The sequence below is a fragment of the Curtobacterium sp. MCLR17_045 genome (genome assembly GCF_003234405.1).
Taxonomy (GTDB): domain Bacteria; phylum Actinomycetota; class Actinomycetes; order Actinomycetales; family Microbacteriaceae; genus Curtobacterium; species Curtobacterium flaccumfaciens.
This window is the reverse complement of sequence record NZ_QKTB01000038.1, coordinates 1-20,557: the sequence shown is the minus strand read 5'-3', so window position 1 is coordinate 20,557 and position 20,557 is coordinate 1. Positions and strand designations below refer to the sequence as shown.

Sequence of the window (20,557 nt, the reverse complement as noted above, 5' to 3'; positions counted from 1 at the left end):
TCGATCCGTGCCGCCTGCGTCGGAGCACGCGTCCCGACACGACTTGGTTGACTCGGATCGTGCGCAGCATCGAACTCGTCCTCGGCCCGGAGTCGGACGCCGCCGTGCGGTCCGCCTGGCAGGCCCTGATGGACGCCGACCTGCCGAGCCTCGGTCGGCACCCGTCGCCGTCGAACGCCCCGCACGTCACCCTGGCCGCCGGCGACTCGCTGCCCGTGCCGGCGGGGTTCCGCACGTCGGTCCCGACCGCGATCCGGCTCGGCGGGCTGCTGCTCTTCCCCGCGGGTGCCGGTCGGTCGGTGCTCGTGCGCGCCGTGGTCCTCGACGCGGCGCTCACGACCTTCCACGGAGAGGTGCACGCGGTCGCCCCCGGCGGCGTCGAGACGTCGGTGCCCGGGCACTGGTCGCCGCACGTCACGCTGGCTCGTCGGGTGCGCGACGAGGACCTGCCGCGCGCCGTCGCTGCGCTGCGCGCCGTGCCGCTGCCGGAGACGCTCGACGTCGGCGGCGTGCGGCACTGGGACGGCGAGACGCGGACGATCACGCCGCTCGCGTTCACGACCGACTAGCGGGGCACGGCCTGGAGGCCCGGGTCAGGTCCCGAGCACCCGCTCGCCGAACGCGGATGCGAACGTCCGCTCCGGGTCGGCCCGGGCGACGAGGTCGCGGAAGTCCGCCAGCCGCGGGTACAGCCCGGCGATCGCCGCGTGGTCGAGCGAGCTCATCTTGCCCCAGTGCGGTCGGCCGTCGAAGGCCGCGAGCCGGGACTCCAGGTCGGGCAGGAGCGCGGCGACCTCGGTCGGGTGCTTCTTCCAGGTGAACGCGATGCAGAGGACGTCCTCGCCCTGGGTCGGGCTGAGCCAGAGGTCATCCGCGGCCATCGTCCGGAGTTCGCAGACGTGCAGGTGCGGCTGGATCCGGTCGGCGAGCCCCCGGAGCGCGTCGAGGGCGGCCGCCGCGTGCCGGAGCGGGACGAAGTGCTCGCTCTGCACCTCGGACCCGTGGCTCGGGACGGACCCGATCGGGAAGTGCGGCAGGCGGTCCCACCACGGGCCGACCGAGCCGTCGCGCGCGGTCCGGTGGTCGTCGCCGGGGGTGCCGGGCAGGCGCCGTGCGCCGGCCAGGGTCTCCGGGACCGGCACGTCCTCGGCGCCCTCGGGGACGCGCGACTTCACCAGGACCTCGGTGATCGCATCGCCGAACACGGTGTAGGCGCACACCGAGTACGCGGCGGCGTGCACGTCAGCGACGTTCGCCGTGAAGGTGTCCCAGGGGATCGCGCCGTAGACGTCCTGACGCATCCGGTAGGACGGTTCGACGTCGAGGGTCACCCGGGTCACGATGCCGAGCAGTCCGAGGTGCAGCACAGCGCCGTCGAACGCGGTGTCCGTCCGGTCGATCGTCCGGGCGGAGCCGTCCGGACCGAGCACCTCGAACGCGCGCACCGCGGTGGCGAGCGAGCCCAGTGCCGTGCCGGAACCGTGGGTGCCCGTCGCGACCGCACCCCCGACCGAGATGTGCGGCAGGGACCCCGTGTTGTGCAGCGCGAACCCGGCACGGTCCACGTCGGCCGCGACGTCGCCGTACCGGGTGCCGGCCCCGAGCGTCACGGTGCTGTGCTCGGCGTCGACGACCAGGTCGGTGGGGATCCCGGTCAGGTCGAGCAGGGTGCCGGCGGTGTCGGCGACGTCGTTGAACGAGTGCCGGGTGCCGAGGCCGTGCACCCGATCGGCGTCGGCCACGACCTGGGCGGCCTCGTCGATCGACGACGGGCGGACGACCCGTTCGGCCGTGTACGTGACCGTGCCGGACCAGTTGAGCTCGCTCGTCGTCGACCGCATGGCGCCCACCCTGCCACGCGGTCCGGAGACGGGCGCGGGCCGGGCGCCGGTCCCGTCACGGGTCCGGCGTCCGGCCCGGCTCGTCGGTCGGTGCGCGAGGCTCGTCGGTCAGTGCACGGGCGGGGGCGTCGGCGCGCCCTCGGGCACCTCGGGCCGGCGGACGAACACCGAAGCGAGGATGCCGAACAGCGAGATGATCGCGCCGACCATGAAGGCGGTGCCGACGCCCGACGCGGTGGCCACCTGGACCCCACGGGCACCGGAGCCCTCGACGGCGGTGGCCGCACCGATCGTCAGCAGCGTGACGAAGAGGGCCGTGCCCGCCGCACCGGCGAGCTGCTGCGCCGTGCCGAGCACCGCGCTGCCGTGCGAGTACAGCTTCGGGGGCAACCCACCGAGCGCCGCGGTGAACAGCGGCGTGAAGGTCAGGGCCAGGCCGATGCTCAGCACCACGTGCGCACCGAGGACGAACCACACGCTGGTGTCGACACCCACGGTGGAGAGCGCCCAGAGCACGGCGCTGACGATGATCGCTCCGGGGATGAGCAGCACGCGCGGGCCGCGGCGGTCGTAGATGCGACCGACGATGGGGGAGAGCAGGCCCATCAGCAAGCCACCGGGGAGCAGCAGCAGGCCGACCTGCAGGACATCGAGGCCGAGGACGCGCTCCAGGTAGATCGGCAGCAGGATGAGCGTGCCGAACATCGCCATGAAGCTCAGGCCCATCGCGACGATCGGCACCGTGAAGCCACGGGTGCGGAAGGTGCGCAGGTCGAGCAGGGCGCTGTCGGTGCGCTGCAGGCGCGTCTGCCGGACGATGAACACCGCGAGGGCCACGGCGCCGACGACCAGGGCGGTCACCGGGACGAGCGGACCGGTCGTGCCGGCTTCACCGATGCTGGACAGGCCGTAGACGATGCCGCCGAACGCGAAGGCGGAGAGGATGACCGAGACGACGTCGATCGGTGCCTTGCGCGGCGTCGAGACGTTCTGCACCTTGACCATGCCGAGGATGAGCGCCGCGATCGCGATGGGCAGCACGAAGCCGAACAGCCAGCGCCACGAGAACGCGTTGAGGATCAGGCCGGAGATCGTCGGGCCGATGGCCGGAGCAACCGAGATGACGATCGAGATGTTGCCCATGATGCGGCCACGGTGCGCGGGGTCGACCAGGGTCAGGACCGTCGTCATCAGCAGCGGCATCATGATCGCGGTGCCGCTGGCCTGCACGATGCGGCCGACGAGCAGGACGGTGAAGCCCGGCGCGAGCAGGGCGATCAGCGTGCCGACCGAGAACAGGCCCATCGCCCAGACGAACACCGGTCGGGTGTTGAAGCGCTGCAGCAGGAACCCGGTGATCGGGATGACGACCGCCATGGTGAGCAGGAAGCCGGTGGTCAGCCACTGGCCGGTCGCGGCGCTGATGTCCAGGTCGTCCATGAGCCGGGGCAGGGCCACGCCCATGATGGTCTCGTTGAGGATGACGACGAACGCGGAGACGAGCAGCAGCCCGATCACGAGTCGGGTCTCGGCAGCGGACGGCTGCGAGACGCTTCCCGTGCGGGGGGCGGAATCGACGGCCTGGGTCATGCGGGTGCTCCTGGTGGGTCACGACGGGTGGAACGGGTGTGGCGCAGGACGCGCAGACAGGCCAACTCCCTGAGTGGATGCGATTATTCCGCTTCGCTCCGACATCCGCAGGTGAACGATCGGTGCCGAGCACGCCGGTCGCCGGCGCAGCTCCCACGCACGTCGGCTCAGTGCAGGATCGCGAACCCGTCGGCGTCGCCGTGCGGTACCACCGACCGCAGGCTGACGTCGGTCACGGTCGCCGACGGTGGCCCGGTGCGCAGGCACTCGACCAACGAGTCGACGGCGACCGAGGGCCCCTCCGCCTCGACCTCCACCGTGCCGTCCCAGAGGTTCCTCGCGTAGCCGACGAGGTCGAGCCCGTCCGCCTTCCGAGCGGTCCAGTACCGGAAGCCGACCCCCTGGACCGTCCCCGACACCACGGCATGCACCCTCGTCACCGTCGTCATGTCCTCCACGCTAACCGCGACGGCCCTCCGGGAGTTTTCGGCCCCGTGACGATCTGTTTCCGGCTCGTGACGAGCGCGCCGCGTCGGCAGTGATAGTGTCATCCCAACCCGAACACTTCGAGTCAGATTGACACTATCTCCACCATGGACGAAGCAGGCATCCGCGTCGCGGTCTCCACCGTGATCGTCGCACTGCGCCCGCACCCCGACACCGGGGCCCCGGCGCTGTGGATGCCGCTCGTCCGTCGCGTCGCCGAACCGTTCGAGGGTTCCTGGGCGCTCCCCGGCGGCTGGGTCGGCGACGACGAGGGCCTCGAGGACTCCGCGGCCGCCCGACTGCGTGAGACGACGAACGTCCAGCCGCGGTACCTCGAGCAGCTCTACGCGTTCGGTGACGTCGGACGCTCCCCGAGCCGCGTGGTGTCGATCGTGTACTGGGCACTCGTGCACCCGGACGAGGCGAACGTCGTGCCCGACGACTGGAACGTCCGGTGGTTCCTGGCCGACGAGCACCCGCCGCTCGCCTTCGACCACGACCGCATCGTCGAGTACGCCCTGTGGCGGCTGCGCAACAAGATGTCGTACTCGCGGATCGCGCAGGCGTTCCTCGGCGACCGCTTCACCCTCGCCGAACTCCGCGGCGTGTACGAGGCGGTGCTCGGCCGTGCACTCGACCCCGCGAACTTCCGTCGGCAGGTCGAGAAGACCGACGCGGTCCTGCCGACCGACGAGACCACGAGCGGGGGCCGGCACCGTCCGGCCCGCCTGTACCGCTCGAACCCCGACCTGGCCTACGCGGACAACGGCCCGCTGCAGACCGGGGCCGATCAGCACCAGCAGCGGAACCGATAGGAAGCCCCGTGTCCATCGCCACGACGATCGAACTCATCTCCAACGGCAAGGCCGGCGGCAGCACCTGCACGCCCGACCTCGCGATGCCGACGTGGGACTTCGACTCCCGCCCCGGGTACGGCCCTGGGTCGTCGATGTCCGACGTCATCCCGACGAGTGCCCCGCGCCAGGGTGTCCTGCCCGACGAGTACAAGACGGCCCCGACCGACGAGCTCCACGAGCGCATCGAGCGGGCGAAGGCCACCCTCGGCGACCGGGTCGTCGTCCTCGGGCACTTCTACCAGCGCGACGAGGTCGTCCGGCACGCGGACTTCCTCGGCGACTCGTTCCAGCTCGCGAACGCCGCCCTGACGAAACCCGACGCCGAGGCGATCGTGTTCTGCGGCGTGCACTTCATGGCCGAGACCGCCGACATCCTGGCGCGCGACGACCAGCGCGTGATCCTGCCGAACCTGGCCGCCGGCTGCTCGATGGCCGACATGGCCGACATCGACAGCGTCGAGGCGGCGTGGGCGGAGCTGACGGCGGTGTACGGCACCGAGCCCGACGCCGACGGCCGCGTGCCCGTGATCCCGGTCACCTACATGAACTCCGCCGCCGACCTCAAGGCCTTCTGCGGTCGCAACGGCGGCATCGTCTGCACCTCGTCGAACGCCGCGACCGTGCTCGAGTGGGCCTTCGAGCGTGGGCAGCGCGTCCTGTTCTTCCCCGACCAGCACCTCGGCCGCAACACCGCGAAGGCGATGGGCATCAGCACCGACCTGATGCCGATGTGGAACCCCCGGAAGCCCCTCGGCGGCAACGAGACGAGCGACCTCGAAGCGGCGAAGGTCATCCTCTGGCACGGCTTCTGCTCGGTGCACCGCCGCTTCACCGTCGACCAGATCGACCAGGCCCGCCGCGAGCACCCGGGCGTGCAGGTCATCGTGCACCCGGAGTGCCCGATGGCCGTCGTCGACGCCGCCGACCACGCCGGCAGCACCGACCTGATCCGGAAGACCGTCGCCGCGGCCACCGAGCCGACGACGTTCGCGATCGGCACCGAGATCAACATGGTGAACCGGCTCGCCGCCGAGTACCCGCAGCACACGATCTTCTGCCTCGACCCGGTCGTCTGCCCCTGCTCGACGATGTACCGGATCCACCCGGGCTACCTCGCCTGGGTGCTCGAGGCACTCGTCCGCGGCGAGGTCCTCAACGAGATCGTCGTCCCCGCCGACGTGCAGGCCGACGCCAAGGTCGCGCTCGAGCGCATGCTCGCCGCCAAGCCGCGCGGCTGAGACGCGGACCCGACCGAACGAGGGAGACCACCGTGCACGTCGTCATCGTCGGCTCCGGCATCGCCGGCCTGACCGCAGCGATCCGCGCCAGTGCCCTGCACGACGTCACCCTGGTGACGAAGGGGGCGCTCGCCGACAGCGCCACCGCGTACGCCCAGGGCGGCATCGCGGTGGCGCTCGGTGCCGACGACTCCGCGGCGCTGCACCAGGCCGACACCCACGTCGCGGCGGCGGGCAGCGCCGACGCCCGGGCCGTCGAGGTCCTGTGCACCGACGGGCCGGCCCGCGTCCGCGACCTGCTCGCCCTCGGGGTGCCCTTCGACCGGTCGTCGGACCCGGCGACCCTCGACCGGTACGGCGACGACCTCGCCCGCGGGCGAGAAGCCGCGCACGGCCGGTGGCGCGTCGTGCACGCCGACGGTGACGCGACGGGAGCCGCGATCGAACGCACCCTCATCGCAGCACTGCACCGACGGCACGTCACGATCCTGGAGCGCACGAGCCTGACCGACCTGGTCGTCCGCGGCGGCGTGGTCGTCGGCGTCGACGTCCTCGACCTGCTCGGCGAACCCCGCCGGCTCGACGCCGACGCCGTCGTCATCGCGTCCGGGGGAGCCGGACACCTGTACCGCGAGACGACGAACCCCCTGGTCGCGACGGGCGACGGGGTCGCCGCCGCCTGGCGCGCAGGCGCCGTCCTCGCCGACCTGGAGTTCGTCCAGTTCCACCCGACACGGCTGGCCGTCCCCGGTGGCGGCCTGGTGTCCGAAGCCGTCCGCGGTGAGGGCGCCGTCCTCCGCGACGCCGCCGGGAACCGCTTCATGACCGACGTGCACCCGGACGCCGAGCTCGCCCCGCGTGACGTCGTCGCCCGGGGGATCGCCGCCGCGGTGCGCGACCAGGGCGGCGCACCCGTGCTCCTCGACGCCACCGGCCTCGACGCCGGGTTCCTGGTCACGCGGTTCCCCGGACTCAGCCGGGCCACCCGCGCCGCCGGGTTCGACTGGACCCGCGAAGGCGTCCCGGTCGCACCGGCCGCGCACTACTCGATGGGCGGCATCGCCACCGACGCCGAGGGCCGCACCAGCCTGCCCGGACTCCTCGCCGTCGGTGAAGCCGCCTGCACCGGCGTCCACGGCGCCAACCGGCTCGCCTCGAACTCCCTGCTCGAGGGGCTCGTCTTCGCGGTCCGCGCAGCGGACGCGGTCGCCGCACCGCGACCCGGCCTGCTCCGCCTGCGCGGGGACGCCGGTCTCCACGTCACCAGCGTGCCCCGAGCGGCCGACGCGATCCGCGCCTCCCGTCCGACCCTGCCTGGAGGCGCGACCCACCTCGACGACGTCGGTGCCGTCCGGCAGGCGGTCCAGTCCGTCATGACGGACCGCGTCGGGCTGCTCCGTGACGCCGTCGGGCTGGCCAGCGCGCGCCGCGACCTCGACGCGCTGACCGCGCCGACTGGCGGCGGCGTGCGCGAGCACGAGGACCGTGCGCTGCTCGACCTGGCGCGACTCGTCGCGCTCGCCGCCGAGGCCCGCACCGAGTCCCGCGGGGCGCACGCCCGCACCGACCACCCCGACACCGACCCCACCGCCCCGGCCTCGTACGCCTGGGTGGCCGACCACACCGATGCACAGCCCGACGAGCACACGGACGAACGCGCCGACGGCTCCGCAGCCGTCCCGCAGGAGGTACCCGCATGACCACCGACCCCGGCACCATCCCGCCGCACGCGCTCCGTCGCGTGATCGAGACCGCGCTCGAGGAGGACGCGCCCTGGGGCGACGTCACCAGCGAGACCCTCATCCCCGCCGAGGCGACCGCGACCGCGACCCTCGGCGCGCGCGAGCCCGGCGTGCTGAGTGGCGGCGCGGTGTTCGTCGCCGTGATGCACGCCGTCGACCAGTCGATCCACGCCGTCGTGCACGTCGCCGACGGGACGCACTTCGCGGCGGGTGACGTCCTCGCGACCGTGACCGGGTCGGCACGTGCCGTGCTGCGGGCCGAGCGGGTCGCCCTCAACCTGGTGCAGCGGATGTCGGGCATCGCGACGACCACCGCGGCGCACGTCGCGGCCGCCGCGGGCACCTCGGCGCGGATCGTCGACACCCGGAAGACGACGCCGGGCCTCCGAGCACTCGAGCGGTACGCCGTCCGGTGCGGCGGCGGACACAACCACCGCACCTCGCTCTCCGACGCCGTGCTCGCCAAGGACAACCACCTGGCGGTGCTCCTGGCCGGCGGGATCGGCATCGGCGACGCGATCGCCCAGGCCCGCCAGCGGCTCGGGCACACCGTGCACGTGGAGGTCGAGGTGGACCGCATCGACCAGATCGAACCCGTCGTCGCGGCGGGGGTCGACACGATCATGCTCGACAACTTCACCCCGGACGAACTCGTGACCGGGGTCGGCATCGTCGCCGGACGCGCGCTCGTCGAGGCCTCGGGAGGCGTGTCGCTCGACACCGTCGCGGCGATCGCGGCCACCGGCGTCGACGTCATCTCGGTCGGGGCGCTGACCCACTCGGCGCGGGCGCTCGACCTCGGGCTCGACATCGACGTCGCGGTGCCCGAGCACGTCGCGGTGCCGACGGAGCACGTCGCGGTGCCCGTGCGGGACTAGTCGTGTTCTACCTGGACCGCGCCGCCACCACCCCGGTCCGCCGCGAGGTGCTCGAGGCGATGTGGCCCTACCTGACGGGGGTGTTCGGCAACCCCTCGTCGACGCACGGGGTCGGAGACGAGGCCGCGCGGGGACTCACCGCTGCACGGACCGCCGTCGCCGGGGTGCTCGGGTGCCGGCCCGCCGAGGTCGTCTTCACCACCGGCGGCACCGAGGGGGCGAACACCGCGATCAAGGGGATCGCCCTCGCCGCGCCCCGCGGTCGGCACGTCGTCACGAGCGCCATCGAGCACGAGGCCGTGCTGGAGAGCTGCGCGTACCTCGCCCGCTTCCACGACTTCGACGTCACCGTGCTGCCCGTCGGCCCGGACGGCCGCGTCGACCCGGCGGTGCTGCGCGCGGCACTCCGCCCGGACACCACGCTCGTCTCGATCGCGCACGCCGACAACGAGATCGGCACCGTGCAGGACGTCCCCGCGCTCGCGGCGGTGGCGCACGAGGTCGGGGCGCGGTTCCACACCGACGCCGTGCAGTCCGCGCCCTGGCTGCCGATCGGTCTCGGGGTGCTGGGCGTCGACGCGCTGTCGTTGTCCGGGCACAAGCTCGGCGCCCCGAAGGGCACCGGCGTGCTCGCCGTGCGCGCCGGCGTCCCGCTCGAGCCGCTGCTGCACGGCGGGGGACAGGAACGGGGGCGGCGGTCCGGCACCGAGGACGTGGCCGGTGCCGTGGCGGTGGCGACCGCCCTCGGGCTGGCGGCGGAGACGGTGCGGTCGGGGCAGGGCACCGCGACCACCGTGCGCGACGCGGTGCTCGACGGCGTGCTCGCCGCGGTCCCCGGCGCGTTCGTCACCGGGTCGCGGGAGCACCGGCTGCCCGGGCACGCGTCGTTCTGCTTCCCGGGCGTCAACGGCGAGACCGTCCTGCTCGAGCTCGAGCAGCGCGACGTGGTGTCGTCGTCGGGCAGTGCCTGTGCTGCGGGCAGCACCGAGGCCTCCCACGTGCTCACGGCGCTCGGGATCCCCGAGGGCGTGGCGCGCACCGCGCTCCGTCTGACGTTCGACGCGGCGCTCACGGCCGACGACGTCCCGGTCGTCGTCGGGGCCGTGGCCGAGGCCGTGGCGACCGTCCGCGCCCTCGGCTGAGGTGTACTAGACGTTCTACTCCATCTCTGGGTACGTGTCCCCCCTTCTGCGGACAACCGATCTGCGTCAGAGTGTCGTCATGGCAAACGCGATGATGACCCGGACACGACGGGACGACCGCTTCCGAGCGGTGCAGCTCCTGCCGGCGCCGGCCACCCTCGTCGCGCTCGCCCTGGCAGCGCAGCACGACCTCGGCACGGCCCCGCTCGGGATCATCGCCGTGGTCGGAGCGCTCGCGACCGCCGGGAGTGCCCTGCTCCCGATGGTCCGGCCACCCGCCGCCCACCGGTCGATGCCCGCACCGACCGAGGCGGACCGGTACCGAGAGGACACCGAACACCCTTGAGGTCCACCACCGTGTGGTTCCCCTGAACCGAGCCGCGCGGTGGACCCAGACCGGATGTCGACCCCCTGATCGACGTCCGGCGCGGGGCGCGACGTTCCCCCTGTCGTCGTGTCCCGCCGTACACCGCGATCCCGCCGTGGGTCGACGTCCGCACCCCTGAGCGGCGTCGGTTCCCCTGCAGCCCACGGCGGGATCCGGTTCCCCGGTAGCGTCGTCGCATGCCCTCGTACCGTGCGACCCTGGCGATCGGTGCCCTCGCGCCCGGCACCGCCCCGGACGCCGTCCTGCCCGCCGCGGCCGCCCTCGTGCGCGAACACGCCGTGGTCGAGGCCGAGGACGTCCGGCTGCTCCGTGGTGTCCCCTGTGCCGTCGTGCGCTTCGAGGCCGAGGACGACCGTGCCGCCGCGGCCGTCCGCGACGCCGCCGTCTACGGGCTGCGGGACGTGGTCGAGATCCGCTCCGACGTCGTCACCCGGCGCGAGGGCGGTCGCTGGATCCCGGTCGCCTGACGGTCAGGCGGTGTGCGTCGCCGGTTCGGGTGTCCCCGGCCAGACGTAGTCCAGGTCGTCCGGCACGTCCGGGAACAGCTCCCGGTAGTGCTCCGGCGCCTTCTGCACGAGCTTCGAGCGGTGCGAGACGTGCAGGGCCTCGTCGTCGTTCCACGGCGGGACCGGCACGTCGCCGCGCTCGTACGCCGCCAGGTCCTCCGGCACACGGCCCAGGTCGAGCAGGGTCTTCTCGAGACACGTGTCGGCGTACCCGCGCTCGGCCCAGACGCGGCACGTGGCCTCCTGGTACGCCATCAGCGCCGGACGGTAGCCACGCCACATCGCCGTCACCGGGTGGTGCTGCCAGCCGTAGTCGGGGAGCGTCAGTGCGCGCATCACCTGCAGGGTCTCGACGCGCTGCTTGCCGAGCCGCCGGTCGTCGAGGACCTCGGCGGATGCCCGGAAGTCGGCGTACGGCAGGAAGGTCTGCATGGCGCGGACGCTACCCCGACCGACTGGCACCCGACACATGTCGTCACGAACGTGCCGCCCGCCCCGGCAGCGTGTGAGCATCGACCGCATGAGCGGAGAACTGGTCGTCGGCGTCAGTGGCAGCCCATCGGACCCCTCGCGGACCTCGACCCTGGTCGCGGCGACGGTGGCCCGGTTGGCCGAGGAGATCGACGGTGCCCGGACCGAGACGATCGAGATCGGCCCGCTGCTCGCCGACCTCGGAGCGGCCTCGGGTCGCGAGACGATGTCCGACCGCACCCGCCTGGCCCTCGAGACGGTGGAGGCCGCGGACGTGCTCGTCGTCGGCAGCCCGGCTTTCCGGGCGGCCTACTCCGGCGCCTTCAAGCTCTTCTTCGACTGGGTCGGGCAGTACGACCTCGTCGACACCCCGGTGCTCCTGACCGCCACCGGCGGCAGCGACCGGCACGCCCTGCTCGTCGAGCACCAGATGCGCCCGCTGTTCGGGTTCTTCCAGTCCACGACCCTGCCGCTCGGGGTGTTCGGCAACGAGCGGGACTTCACCAAGCGCGAGGGTGGCTACGACATCGCGAGCGTCGACCTCGAGCTCCGCATCGACCAGGCCGTGCGCCGGGCCGTGCCGCTCATCCGCGGCGGCTTCGCCACCGCCGGCCTGACCGACGTGCGGCGCCCCGCCGAGTTCTGATCCTCGTGCGCGCGCCCGGCTCTTCCGGGCGTCCCTGGTGGTTCCGGGCGTCCCTGGTCGAAAGTTCTCACCAGGTATGCCCGGAACCACCTGGCATCGCGCGTGCCATGGGAAGGAACGGGCGCGACCCAGCGTGACCAGATGGCGGACGGGAGGCCCGTGGCGACGCCGCCACGGGCCTCTCCCCACCGGCACGGCCGGTCGGCCGCTGGCGCGTCCGCCCGGTACCGGCGGCGTGGGCCCAGTCCGTCGTTGGCTCAGCCGAGCAGGGACGCGACGTGTGCGACCGCCAGGCGGTAGCCGTCGGCGCCCGCGCCGGCGATGACCGCCGTCGCGGCGGTGGCGACGTGGTCGACGTGGCGGAACGGCTCGCGCTTCCACGTGTTCGACAGGTGCACCTCGACGACGGGGACCCACAGGGCCTCCACCGCGTCGTGCAGCGCGACCGAGGTGTGCGCGTAGGCGGCGGGGTTGATGACGACCGCGGCGAAGTCGTCGAGGGCCTCGTGCAGCCACTCGACCAGCTCGCCCTCGCGGTTCGTCTGGCGGAAGTCGGCCTCGAGCCCGTGCACGGCCGCCTCGGTGTGCACGATCGCCTCGATCTCGGCGAGCGTCACGGTGCCGTACTGCTCCGGGTCGCGGCGCCCGAGGATGTCGAGGTTCGGGCCGTTGAGGACGAGGATGCGCGACGCGTCGGTCATGGGCCGAGCGTAGCGAACCGGGGGAGCGCTGCGCGGCTCGGACGATGCATGCGCTGGCTATGTGAACGGTCACAAATCGGTGTAACGTCTCCGTCCGGGTCGGCAGAGTTGTCGACTGCAACACACTGACGTGGAGATGTGAATGGTTCTCGCTGCAGCGAACGAAGGGATCCGGCTCGACTTGGGCTGGGTCGACTACCTGATGATCATCGTGTACTTCGCGGTCGTCATCGGGATCGGGTTCACCGCCCGCAAGCAGGTCCGGACGAGCATGGACTTCTTCCTGTCCGGCCGCTCGATGCCGGCGTGGATCACGGGCCTGGCGTTCGTGTCCGCGAACCTCGGCGCCACCGAGATCCTCGGCATGGCGGCCAACGGTGCCCAGATCGGCATGGCCACCCTGCACTACTACCTCGTCGGCGCCGTGCCCGCGATGGTGTTCCTCGGGCTCGTGATGATGCCGTTCTACTACGGCTCGAAGGTCCGCTCCGTGCCGGAGTTCATGCTGCGCCGCTTCGGCAAGGCGCCGCACCTGGTGAACGCGATCGCGTTCGCGGTGTCGAACGTGCTCATCGCGGGCATCAACCTGTACGCGATGGCCATCGTCATCGAGGCCATGCTCGGCTGGCCGGAGTGGCTGGCGATCATCGTCTCCGCCGGCTTCGTGCTCGTCTACATCACCCTCGGCGGGCTCTCGAGCGCGATCTACAACGAGGTCATGCAGTTCTTCGTGATCATCGCCGGGCTCATCCCGCTGACGATCGTCGGTCTGCACCGCGTCGGCGGCTGGGACGGCCTGTCGAAGGCCATCACCGAGACCCAGGGCGTGCAGCACCTGCAGGCCTGGGCCGGCACCGGCTTCGGTGACGTCACCAACCCGATCGGCGCCAACTGGCTCGCCATCGTGCTCGGCCTGGGCTTCGTGCTCGGCTTCGGCTACTGGACCACGAACTTCACCGAGGTGCAGCGCGCGTTCTCGGCGAAGAACATGTCCGCGGCCCGCCGCACCCCGCTCATCGCCGCGATCCCGAAGCTCTTCATCCCGGCCATCGTCGTGATCCCGGGCCTCATCGCCGCGGCCGTCGTGGGCAACCAGTTCGCCGACGGCACGCTGACCTACAACGACGCGATCCCGAAGCTCATCCAGATGTACCTGCCGACCGGTGTGCTCGGCATCGCGGTGACCGGTCTGCTGGCGTCCTTCATGGCCGGCATGGCGGCGAACGTCTCGTCGTTCAACACCGTCTTCACCTACGACATCTGGCAGCGCTACATCCGCCCGAACATGCCCGACCTGCACTACCTGAAGACCGGCCGCTGGGTCACCGTCGTCGGCGTCGTGGTCGGCATCGCAACCGCGTTCATCGCGGCCCAGGCGTCGAACATCATGACGTACATGCAGACGCTGTTCTCGTTCTTCAACGCACCGCTGTTCGCCGTGTTCATCCTCGGCCTGCTGTGGAAGCGCATGACGACGCAGGGTGCGCTCTGGGGCTACGTCCTCGGCATCGTGACCCCGACGATCACCTGGATCGCCTACCTGGTCAACCCGGACCTGTTCGCCACCGCGACCGCGGAGACCCTGTACGGCGCGATCATCTCGTTCGTCACCGTGCTGGTCGTCGGCTTCGTCGTCTCGATGCTCACCAAGCCGAAGGACGAGAAGGAGCTCGGGGGACTCGTCTACGGCGTGGGCAAGATCGACCTGCACGGCGACTCGGTCGCGACGGACACCGCCTGGTACCGCTCGCCCGCACTGCTCGGCACCGTCGCGCTCGTCCTGTGCGTCGTCCTGTACCTCCCGTTCCTCTGATCCGCGAAGGAGACCACTTCTCATGAGTGACACCACCACCCCCGGCGCGATGACCGAGGAGCAGAAGGCAGCCCTCGTCCGCTCCACCCGCCGACTCGACCTGCGCCGCATCCTCGGCGGCCTGTTCGTGCTGTACGGCGTGATCACGACCATCGTCGGGATCGTGCACTGGAACACCGACCCCGAGAAGACCGGCGGGATCCACATCAACCTGTGGGTCGGGATCTCGCTGCTCGTCGGCGGCGGCCTGTTCTTCCTCTGGGACCGCCTGAACCCGGTGCCCGCCGAGGACATCATCGGCCAGGCCGAGGCCGAGTCGCACCAGCGTGCGGCGGGCGAGGGACGCGAGCTGGCCTGAGGTCGCTCGGGTCGGGCGTCCCCGGCCAGACGCGGAACGACGAAGTCGCTGTCGGACGACAGCGACTTCGTCGTTTCCGGCCGCGGCGGCCGGCGCCTTGACTGGGGCCGAGCGTTGCGGGTAGCATTGATATGTCGATCGGGTGCTGCTCGGTCGAAAGTGATCCTCGGATGTCCTGCAGCCAGCGCGGGCCCGAGGATTTGCGCTTTCGGGGGCGTGCGTCAGCAAACCAGGATCGGGCTCGTCGGCTCGTCCCGTCCACCACCGGGTTCTGACTCGTCCACGTACGCCCGCGTCCGACCAGCATATTGTGTACCGGTTGGTTCCCCCACGAAACGGTTGCGCGCTGCTCCAGGTGGGTCCAGGTTGAGCGTGACGAAAGGAACCGCCATGGACACGATGGTCTTCATCAACCTGCCCGTCACGGACCTCGAGCGCTCGAAGGCGTTCTACGAGGCACTCGGGTACTCGATCAACCCGGCCTTCAGCGACGACACCGCGGCGTGCGTGGTGGTGTCCGACACGATCTACGTCATGATCCTGACGACAGCGAAGTTCGCCGAGTTCACGGACAAGACGATCGCCGACGCCGACACGATCGAGGTCATCAACTCGCTCAGCGCCCCGTCGAAGGAGGACGTCCACCGCGTCGTCGACGCCGCGGTCGCTGCCGGCGGCATCGAAGACCGCCCGGAGATGGACCTCGGCTTCATGTACCAGCGGAGCTTCACCGACCCGGACGGACACCGCTGGGAGTACGTGTGGATGGACGAGCAGGCGACGCAGGACGGCCCGCCCGCCGAGTGAGTGATCGGCTGTCGGCGGCGCCCGCCAGGATGGTCGCATGAGCACCGAGCCCGTCGCCGCCCCGCCCGTGCCCGACCTCGTCACCGGCGACGACGGCCTCGCCCGGCCGGTCTGGGCGTCGTCGGACGAGCTCCTGCGCGAGTACTACGACACCGAGTGGGGCATGCCCGTCCGTGACGAACGCGGTGTGTTCGAGCGGCTCTCGCTCGAGGCGTTCCAGTCCGGTCTGTCGTGGCGCACGATCCTCGCCAAACGACCGGCGTTCCGGGCCGCCTTCGCGGACTTCGACGCCGACACCGTCGCGGCCTTCGGCGAGGACGACGTCGCACGCCTGATGGCCGACGCCGGGATCGTCCGGAACCGCGCGAAGATCCTCGCGACGATCACCAACGCGAACGCCACGATCGCCCTGCGGCAGGACGGCGGGCTCGCCGACTTCGTGTGGTCGTTCCGGCCGACGACCACCCCCGAGCCACGGTCGTCCGCCGAGGTCCCGACGAAGTCGGACGAGTCCCTCGCCCTGTCGAAGGCGCTGCGGAAGCGCGGCTTCGCCTTCGTCGGTCCGACCACGATGTACGCCCTGATGGAAGCGCTCGGCATCGTCGACACCCACCTGATGGGCAGCCACCGGCGCGGGACCTCCGGCGTCTGGAGCTGACTGATGCGCCCTGATTGGGCAGGTTGAGCGTCGCCACGTGAGTTCGAGAACCCTCGCGCCTGGCCGCTCGGTCGTCACAGCGGTCGGTGTGACGACGGGCATCGGAATGGCGCGGTCGCTCGCTGCTGAGATAGTTGGCCGGTCTGCTGCCGAGGCGATGCAGGCCATGTCCGACGCCGGGGTGGCGTTGCGTGCAGACATGTCGCAGGACACCGAGAGTGGCGGCCGTTGATGCACGGCGACGGACTCCTGCCCGCTGCACACTCCATAGTCACCTACAAAAAGTACCGAACCCGAGTGGGGCCCACCCCTGCTAGTGGCAAGAGTGCGAGACTGTACTGATGGTACGCACGTTGGCTGCTCGAGAGTTGATCGTGCTCCAGTTCAATGAGAGGGACGCGATCGATGGCACTCATTTTTGTCGTAGATAACTCTGAGACTGCAACGTGGTCAATTGGGGACATCGTCGTCCATTTGACGAGAAGTGAATGGGATGACTATGGCTTCGGAACTACATTTGCGGTAGAGATAGCGGACGGCGCCCAACGACATTCCATCGGACTCACGAAGATCGGTCAGAGGGGGATGAAGTCTGATGGGGCTTTCGGGCAAACCTATTTCACCCCACTCGCGGCAGTGTTCGATCAATTGGATGATTCGTACTTCTCGGTAGGGCAAGATCCGGAATTTTACGCGAACCTTGTCGGTCAAACGGACCTCGATACCGCCCGAGAGTTTCTTGAAGCTGTTCAGGATCTCACGCAATTTGACGGAAACATAGAAGACCTCCTCCTCGAAGACGTGGTCCGGAAGTCGTTGTTTCGATCCGTTTCAATTCCTACCGTCGAGAATCAGTTCCGCCGGATATTGAAGGGCGGGGAGAAAAATGAACAGTTCTCGTTAACCTACTATCTTCGGCCAGAAGACAAATCCAGTTCTCCGTTGATGGCTTTTGAGGCGGACTCATCCCATTCTCTGCCTACTAACGTGCACGTCATTATCGGAGCGAACGGAGCAGGTAAGACGACTGCGCTGAAGAACGTACGATGGGCCCTTGACAATAGCGACCCCGAGAAGCACCGACCCGAATTCCTCAGTGTTCGCGATCGCGAGCTGATTTCCGGCGTCGTTTCGGTGAGCTTCAGCGCGTTTGATGTATTTGAGGATGAGGAGCGTTCAGACCTCGATCAGGCACAATTTCGAGTGCAGAATGTTCATCTTCCCTGGATTGACGCAGGGAATACCGCGCATATCGGGCAGCAGGAAGTTTTTTCGAAGCTCGTCGCGGCGTGCTTAGAGTATCGAGCTCGTCGGCTCATTCGGCTCTTTCGGCTACTGGCGGAAGCCGACACGGTGCTCGAATCGCACGATATCGCGAACCCGGAGGCATTGCAGAACCTGAACTACGAGTCGCTGAGTTCGGGCCATAAAATCGTCCTTCTCACCCTCGCGAACCTTGTGCGTTTCTGTGACGAGCGCACGCTGGTGCTTCTCGACGAGCCCGAGAGTCACTTGCACCCACCACTTCTCGGGGCCTTTACTCGTGCGTTGTCAACTCTGATGTCGGAGATCAATGGACTTGCACTCGTGGCGACCCACTCACCAGTGGTCCTGCAGGAGGTTCCGCGACAGTGTGCATGGCAGTTATGGAACGTCGACGGCCATACCGGTGTGCGTCAGCCTGAAGCCGAAACCTTTGGAGAGAACGTGGGGGTTCTCACTCGGGATATATTTGGCTTGAGCATGGTCAAGTCTGGATATCACAGCATCCTCGCTGGGGCGGCCGAGCGTAACACGGATTACCAAGCCGCCCTGGCTTCCTTGGGCGGCGAAATTGGGGACGAGGCCAAGCTTATTCTGCGCTCCATGTACCTCAAATCGGAGCGCGTACTTTGAAATTATTGGCTCCCGTGCAATTGACGGGAAGCGAAGTGCGTAAAAAGATAGTTCCAGGCATTGCATGTGCAGCTCGCAGGGGTCGGATTGATGCAGATGAGGCTGTCATTGAGTCGGATGAAGTCGCATTTAGGGCCAGCGTTTTGGCCGGAAGCCCCGGGGGTGTGATGCCAACCACCTTCTCGCCTATCGTGAAGGAGGATATGACGTGGCTCTACGAGACACGTCTTGTTGGGAGCGTGCCGGGGAAAGCTCTTCGCGGAAAACTAATTGACGCGGCGGAGGGCCTTTGCCCTTACTGCAGAATCAACGTTGCAAAAACTCTCGATCACACCGTGCCGAAATCAGAACATCCACGTTTGTCAGTCGAGCCGATGAACTTGGTGCCCTGTTGTCGTGACTGCAACATGGATCGCCTCGTAGGTCGAAATTTTGTGGGCTTAAGTCCGTTCTTCGACAAATGGGCGGCTCATGAGCACTGGCTAAATGCGCGCGTTATAGATATAAATCACCCCGAGTCTCTGGTCTTCGAGGCTATTCGCCACCCGGGATACACTGATAGTCAGTGGGCTCGATTGTCTATCTTTTTCTCGGAATCCGATCTAGATTCTCGCTACAAGTTGCTTGCTCTCGATGAGTTTTATGTCCTGAAGGGTGACCTAATGCGTCAAGCGTCCCACTATCCGTTGAGCAGCATCGAGAGTGTCCTCGTCGAAAGAATTAAATCGCGGCTCACGAGAAAGGGGCTCAATTGTTGGGAGGCCGCGTCATACGGGGCCTGGTTGGTGAAGGCTCGTGAAATCGACTGGGGTGTCTGATTCGATCGACCAAGCACGATGTCAACGCCGACGGAAGGGGCCGACATCGTAGACACCCACCTGATGGGCAGCCACCGGCGCGGGACCTCCGGCGTCTGGAGCTGACAGGCGAGCCCAGCCCAGCCCAGCCCAGCCCAGGCACACGAGCAGGAACGAGCACGAGCACGTGAACCCCGGGACTATGGTCACGACATGGCCGACGACATCCGGATCGCGTTCCTGCTGTTCCCGCACCTGACCCAGCTCGACCTGACCGGTCCGGCGCAGGTCCTCAGCCGCGTGCCCGGCGCACGCGTCGAGTACGTCGCGGCGACGCTCGACCCGGTGCCGAGCGACTGCGGCTTGGCGCTCGTCCCCACCGTGACGATCAGGGATGCAGGCCCCGCGGACGTGCTCGTGGTGCCCGGTGGTGACGGTGCCTTCGACGCGATGCTCGACCCGGACGTCGTGGCCTTCGTGCGGCGCCAGGCCGAGCACGCGACGTGGGTCACCTCGGTGTGCACCGGTGCCTTCGTGCTCGGCGCCGCCGGGCTGCTCGCCGGCAGACGCGCTACCACCCACTGGGCCTCGAAGCCGATGCTCGAGGCCTTCGGCGCGCAGCCGGTGGACGCTCGGATCGCAAGGGACGGTGCCGTCGTCACCGCCGCCGGGGTGAGCGCGGGCATCGACATGGCGCTGTGGCTCGCCGCCGAGCTCGCCGGACAGCCCGCGGCCGAGGCGATCCAGTTGCAGATCGAGTACGACCCGCAACCGCCGTTCGACCACGGATCGGCCGAGCGCGCCGACGCCGTCGTCGTCACCCGGGCCCGCGCAGTAGCCGAGGAGTCGCGCGGCGCGAGGGTGACCCGCGCCGCCGCAGCCGTCCTGCGCTGACGCGGACCTTCGGACGGTCACGAATCCCCGCTGGTCTCCGCCGAGTGGTCACGACACGTCGTTCCGCGCGCGGCCAGTCGACACTTCGTGACCGCTCGGGGCCATGCACGCGGGGTGTTGTGACCCGAGCAGCCGCAGCAGCAGCCGCAGCCGCGGCCGCCGCAGCAGCCGCGGAGCCGCAGCAGCAGCCGCCGCCGCCCGGCCGCCGCGCGCTAGACCAGCGGCTTCCGCATCTGCGCCGACGTCACCTGGTACCCGAGCGCCGCGTAGAGCTCCTGCGCCCCGGTGTTGTAGCCGAACACGTTCAGCCCGATGCTCGTCGCACCGTGTTCCGCAGCTGCGCGGTGCCCGAGCTCGAGCGCCCGCCGTGCGTGCCCGCGGCGCCGGTGTCCCTCGTCGATCTCGACGTTGAACACCCACCAGTCGGTGCTGCCCGGCGTGAGCGGTCCGATCCACAGGTACCCGATGACGGTGTCGTCCTGGTCGGTGACGTCCCACACGAGGTGCCCGTCAGCGGGGGACCCGCCCGGGAACCAGCGGTCCCGTGACTGCTGCTCGTTCGCCTCGGCCTGCTCGCGGGTCTCGCCCGCCTGTATCCGGGACTCGACGTACTCGGCCATCGTGCGCTGGAGCCAGGCCGGGAGGCGCGTGGCCGGCATCAGTGCCAGCCGCGTGTCCGTCATCGGTTGCCCTTGGAACCCCGGCTCGGCTTCCCGCGCATCTTGCCGCGTCCGGGTGTCGGCCCCTTGCCGGTGTTCGACTTCTTGCCGGCGCCGGACTTGCCGCTGCCGGGCGACTTCGCCTTGGCCTTGCCGCCGGCGCCCGCGGAGCCGCCCTTGGAACCCGAC

At 69.6% G+C, this 20,557-nt stretch carries 22 protein-coding genes; 16 read left to right on the top strand and 6 right to left on the bottom strand.

Features of this window, described 5'->3' with window-relative positions:
- Positions 1–59 precede the first annotated feature (59 nt).
- Positions 60–569 carry a 2'-5' RNA ligase family protein gene (locus DEJ05_RS16440; RefSeq protein ID WP_111029341.1) on the top strand — a complete coding sequence of 170 codons (510 nt, stop codon included), beginning with the start codon at positions 60–62 and terminating at the stop codon, positions 567–569.
- 24 nt (positions 570–593) lie between these two features.
- On the opposite strand, the gene DEJ05_RS16435 is transcribed toward DEJ05_RS16440, so the two are convergent.
- From DEJ05_RS16435 to DEJ05_RS16425, 3 genes are all read right to left on the bottom strand, one after another.
- On the bottom strand, positions 594–1,841 hold the full coding sequence (locus tag DEJ05_RS16435) for a D-arabinono-1,4-lactone oxidase (protein ID WP_111029510.1): 1,248 nt from the start codon (positions 1,839–1,841) through the stop codon (positions 594–596).
- A 108-nt stretch (positions 1,842–1,949) separates the two neighbouring features.
- Positions 1,950–3,431 carry an MDR family MFS transporter gene (locus tag DEJ05_RS16430; protein ID WP_111029342.1) on the bottom strand — a complete coding sequence of 494 codons (1,482 nt, stop codon included), beginning with the start codon at positions 3,429–3,431 and terminating at the stop codon, positions 1,950–1,952.
- Positions 3,432–3,598: 167 nt separating this feature from the next.
- Positions 3,599–3,880 carry an acylphosphatase gene (locus tag DEJ05_RS16425; protein ID WP_071247546.1) on the bottom strand — a complete coding sequence of 94 codons (282 nt, stop codon included), beginning with the start codon at positions 3,878–3,880 and terminating at the stop codon, positions 3,599–3,601.
- A 144-nt stretch (positions 3,881–4,024) separates the two neighbouring features.
- Here DEJ05_RS16425 and DEJ05_RS16420 point away from each other — a divergent pair, with 144 nt between their 5' ends.
- The 7 genes from DEJ05_RS16420 to DEJ05_RS16390 all read left to right on the top strand — a co-directional run bounded on the left by DEJ05_RS16420 (position 4,025) and on the right by DEJ05_RS16390 (position 10,629).
- Entirely contained in the window at positions 4,025–4,732 is a 708-nt protein-coding gene (locus DEJ05_RS16420) for an NUDIX domain-containing protein (RefSeq protein ID WP_035808830.1), read from the top strand.
- 8 nt (positions 4,733–4,740) lie between these two features.
- On the top strand, positions 4,741–6,012 hold the full coding sequence (gene nadA / locus DEJ05_RS16415) for a quinolinate synthase NadA (RefSeq protein ID WP_111029343.1): 1,272 nt from the start codon (positions 4,741–4,743) through the stop codon (positions 6,010–6,012).
- Between the two features lie 32 nt (positions 6,013–6,044).
- Positions 6,045–7,712 (top strand): L-aspartate oxidase, encoded by a 1,668-nt coding sequence (gene nadB, locus DEJ05_RS16410; RefSeq protein WP_111029344.1) that lies wholly within the window; start codon positions 6,045–6,047, stop codon positions 7,710–7,712.
- Positions 7,709–8,632 carry a carboxylating nicotinate-nucleotide diphosphorylase gene (gene nadC, locus DEJ05_RS16405; RefSeq protein ID WP_111111099.1) on the top strand — a complete coding sequence of 308 codons (924 nt, stop codon included), beginning with the start codon at positions 7,709–7,711 and terminating at the stop codon, positions 8,630–8,632. The genes nadB and nadC overlap by 4 nt, the downstream gene beginning before the upstream one ends.
- A gap of 2 nt (positions 8,633–8,634) precedes the next feature.
- On the top strand, positions 8,635–9,774 hold the full coding sequence (locus tag DEJ05_RS16400; protein WP_111029346.1) for a cysteine desulfurase family protein: 1,140 nt from the start codon (positions 8,635–8,637) through the stop codon (positions 9,772–9,774).
- 79 nt (positions 9,775–9,853) lie between these two features.
- Positions 9,854–10,120 carry a hypothetical protein gene (locus tag DEJ05_RS16395; RefSeq protein WP_146245130.1) on the top strand — a complete coding sequence of 89 codons (267 nt, stop codon included), beginning with the start codon at positions 9,854–9,856 and terminating at the stop codon, positions 10,118–10,120.
- A gap of 218 nt (positions 10,121–10,338) precedes the next feature.
- Entirely contained in the window at positions 10,339–10,629 is a 291-nt protein-coding gene (locus DEJ05_RS16390) for a hypothetical protein (RefSeq protein WP_111029348.1), read from the top strand.
- Positions 10,630–10,632: 3 nt separating this feature from the next.
- On the opposite strand, the gene DEJ05_RS16385 is transcribed toward DEJ05_RS16390, so the two are convergent.
- Entirely contained in the window at positions 10,633–11,100 is a 468-nt protein-coding gene (locus tag DEJ05_RS16385; protein WP_111029349.1) for an MSMEG_6728 family protein, read from the bottom strand.
- Between the two features lie 88 nt (positions 11,101–11,188).
- Between DEJ05_RS16385 and DEJ05_RS16380 the strand changes: the two genes are divergently transcribed.
- The gene (locus DEJ05_RS16380; protein WP_111029511.1) at positions 11,189–11,785 is read left to right on the top strand and encodes an NAD(P)H-dependent oxidoreductase; all 597 of its coding nucleotides are present in this window, start codon (positions 11,189–11,191) and stop codon (positions 11,783–11,785) included.
- Between the two features lie 257 nt (positions 11,786–12,042).
- Here DEJ05_RS16380 and aroQ read toward each other — a convergent pair whose 3' ends face one another.
- The gene (aroQ, locus tag DEJ05_RS16375; protein ID WP_027466301.1) at positions 12,043–12,486 is read right to left on the bottom strand and encodes a type II 3-dehydroquinate dehydratase; all 444 of its coding nucleotides are present in this window, start codon (positions 12,484–12,486) and stop codon (positions 12,043–12,045) included.
- A gap of 142 nt (positions 12,487–12,628) precedes the next feature.
- Here aroQ and DEJ05_RS16370 point away from each other — a divergent pair, with 142 nt between their 5' ends.
- From DEJ05_RS16370 to DEJ05_RS16345, 7 genes are all read left to right on the top strand, one after another.
- Positions 12,629–14,299, top strand: a complete 1,671-nt coding sequence (locus tag DEJ05_RS16370; protein WP_071405106.1) for a sodium:solute symporter family protein — start codon at positions 12,629–12,631, stop codon at positions 14,297–14,299.
- 22 nt (positions 14,300–14,321) lie between these two features.
- Positions 14,322–14,657 carry a hypothetical protein gene (locus DEJ05_RS16365; RefSeq protein ID WP_027466303.1) on the top strand — a complete coding sequence of 112 codons (336 nt, stop codon included), beginning with the start codon at positions 14,322–14,324 and terminating at the stop codon, positions 14,655–14,657.
- 390 nt (positions 14,658–15,047) lie between these two features.
- Entirely contained in the window at positions 15,048–15,464 is a 417-nt protein-coding gene (locus DEJ05_RS16360; RefSeq protein ID WP_111029351.1) for a VOC family protein, read from the top strand.
- Between the two features lie 37 nt (positions 15,465–15,501).
- Positions 15,502–16,122: a DNA-3-methyladenine glycosylase I gene (locus DEJ05_RS16355; RefSeq protein WP_111029352.1), complete on the top strand. Its 621-nt coding sequence runs from the start codon at positions 15,502–15,504 to the stop codon at positions 16,120–16,122.
- Positions 16,123–16,527: 405 nt separating this feature from the next.
- The gene (locus tag DEJ05_RS16350) at positions 16,528–18,018 is read left to right on the top strand and encodes an AAA family ATPase (RefSeq protein ID WP_181433084.1); all 1,491 of its coding nucleotides are present in this window, start codon (positions 16,528–16,530) and stop codon (positions 18,016–18,018) included.
- 167 nt (positions 18,019–18,185) lie between these two features.
- Positions 18,186–18,836: an HNH endonuclease gene (locus DEJ05_RS17910; RefSeq protein WP_146245128.1), complete on the top strand. Its 651-nt coding sequence runs from the start codon at positions 18,186–18,188 to the stop codon at positions 18,834–18,836.
- Between the two features lie 192 nt (positions 18,837–19,028).
- Positions 19,029–19,709: a DJ-1/PfpI family protein gene (locus DEJ05_RS16345; protein ID WP_111029354.1), complete on the top strand. Its 681-nt coding sequence runs from the start codon at positions 19,029–19,031 to the stop codon at positions 19,707–19,709.
- Positions 19,710–19,921: 212 nt separating this feature from the next.
- On the opposite strand, the gene DEJ05_RS16340 is transcribed toward DEJ05_RS16345, so the two are convergent.
- Positions 19,922–20,392, bottom strand: coding sequence for a GNAT family N-acetyltransferase (locus tag DEJ05_RS16340; protein WP_111111097.1), 471 nt, complete (start codon positions 20,390–20,392; stop codon positions 19,922–19,924).
- Positions 20,393–20,557 lie beyond the last annotated feature (165 nt).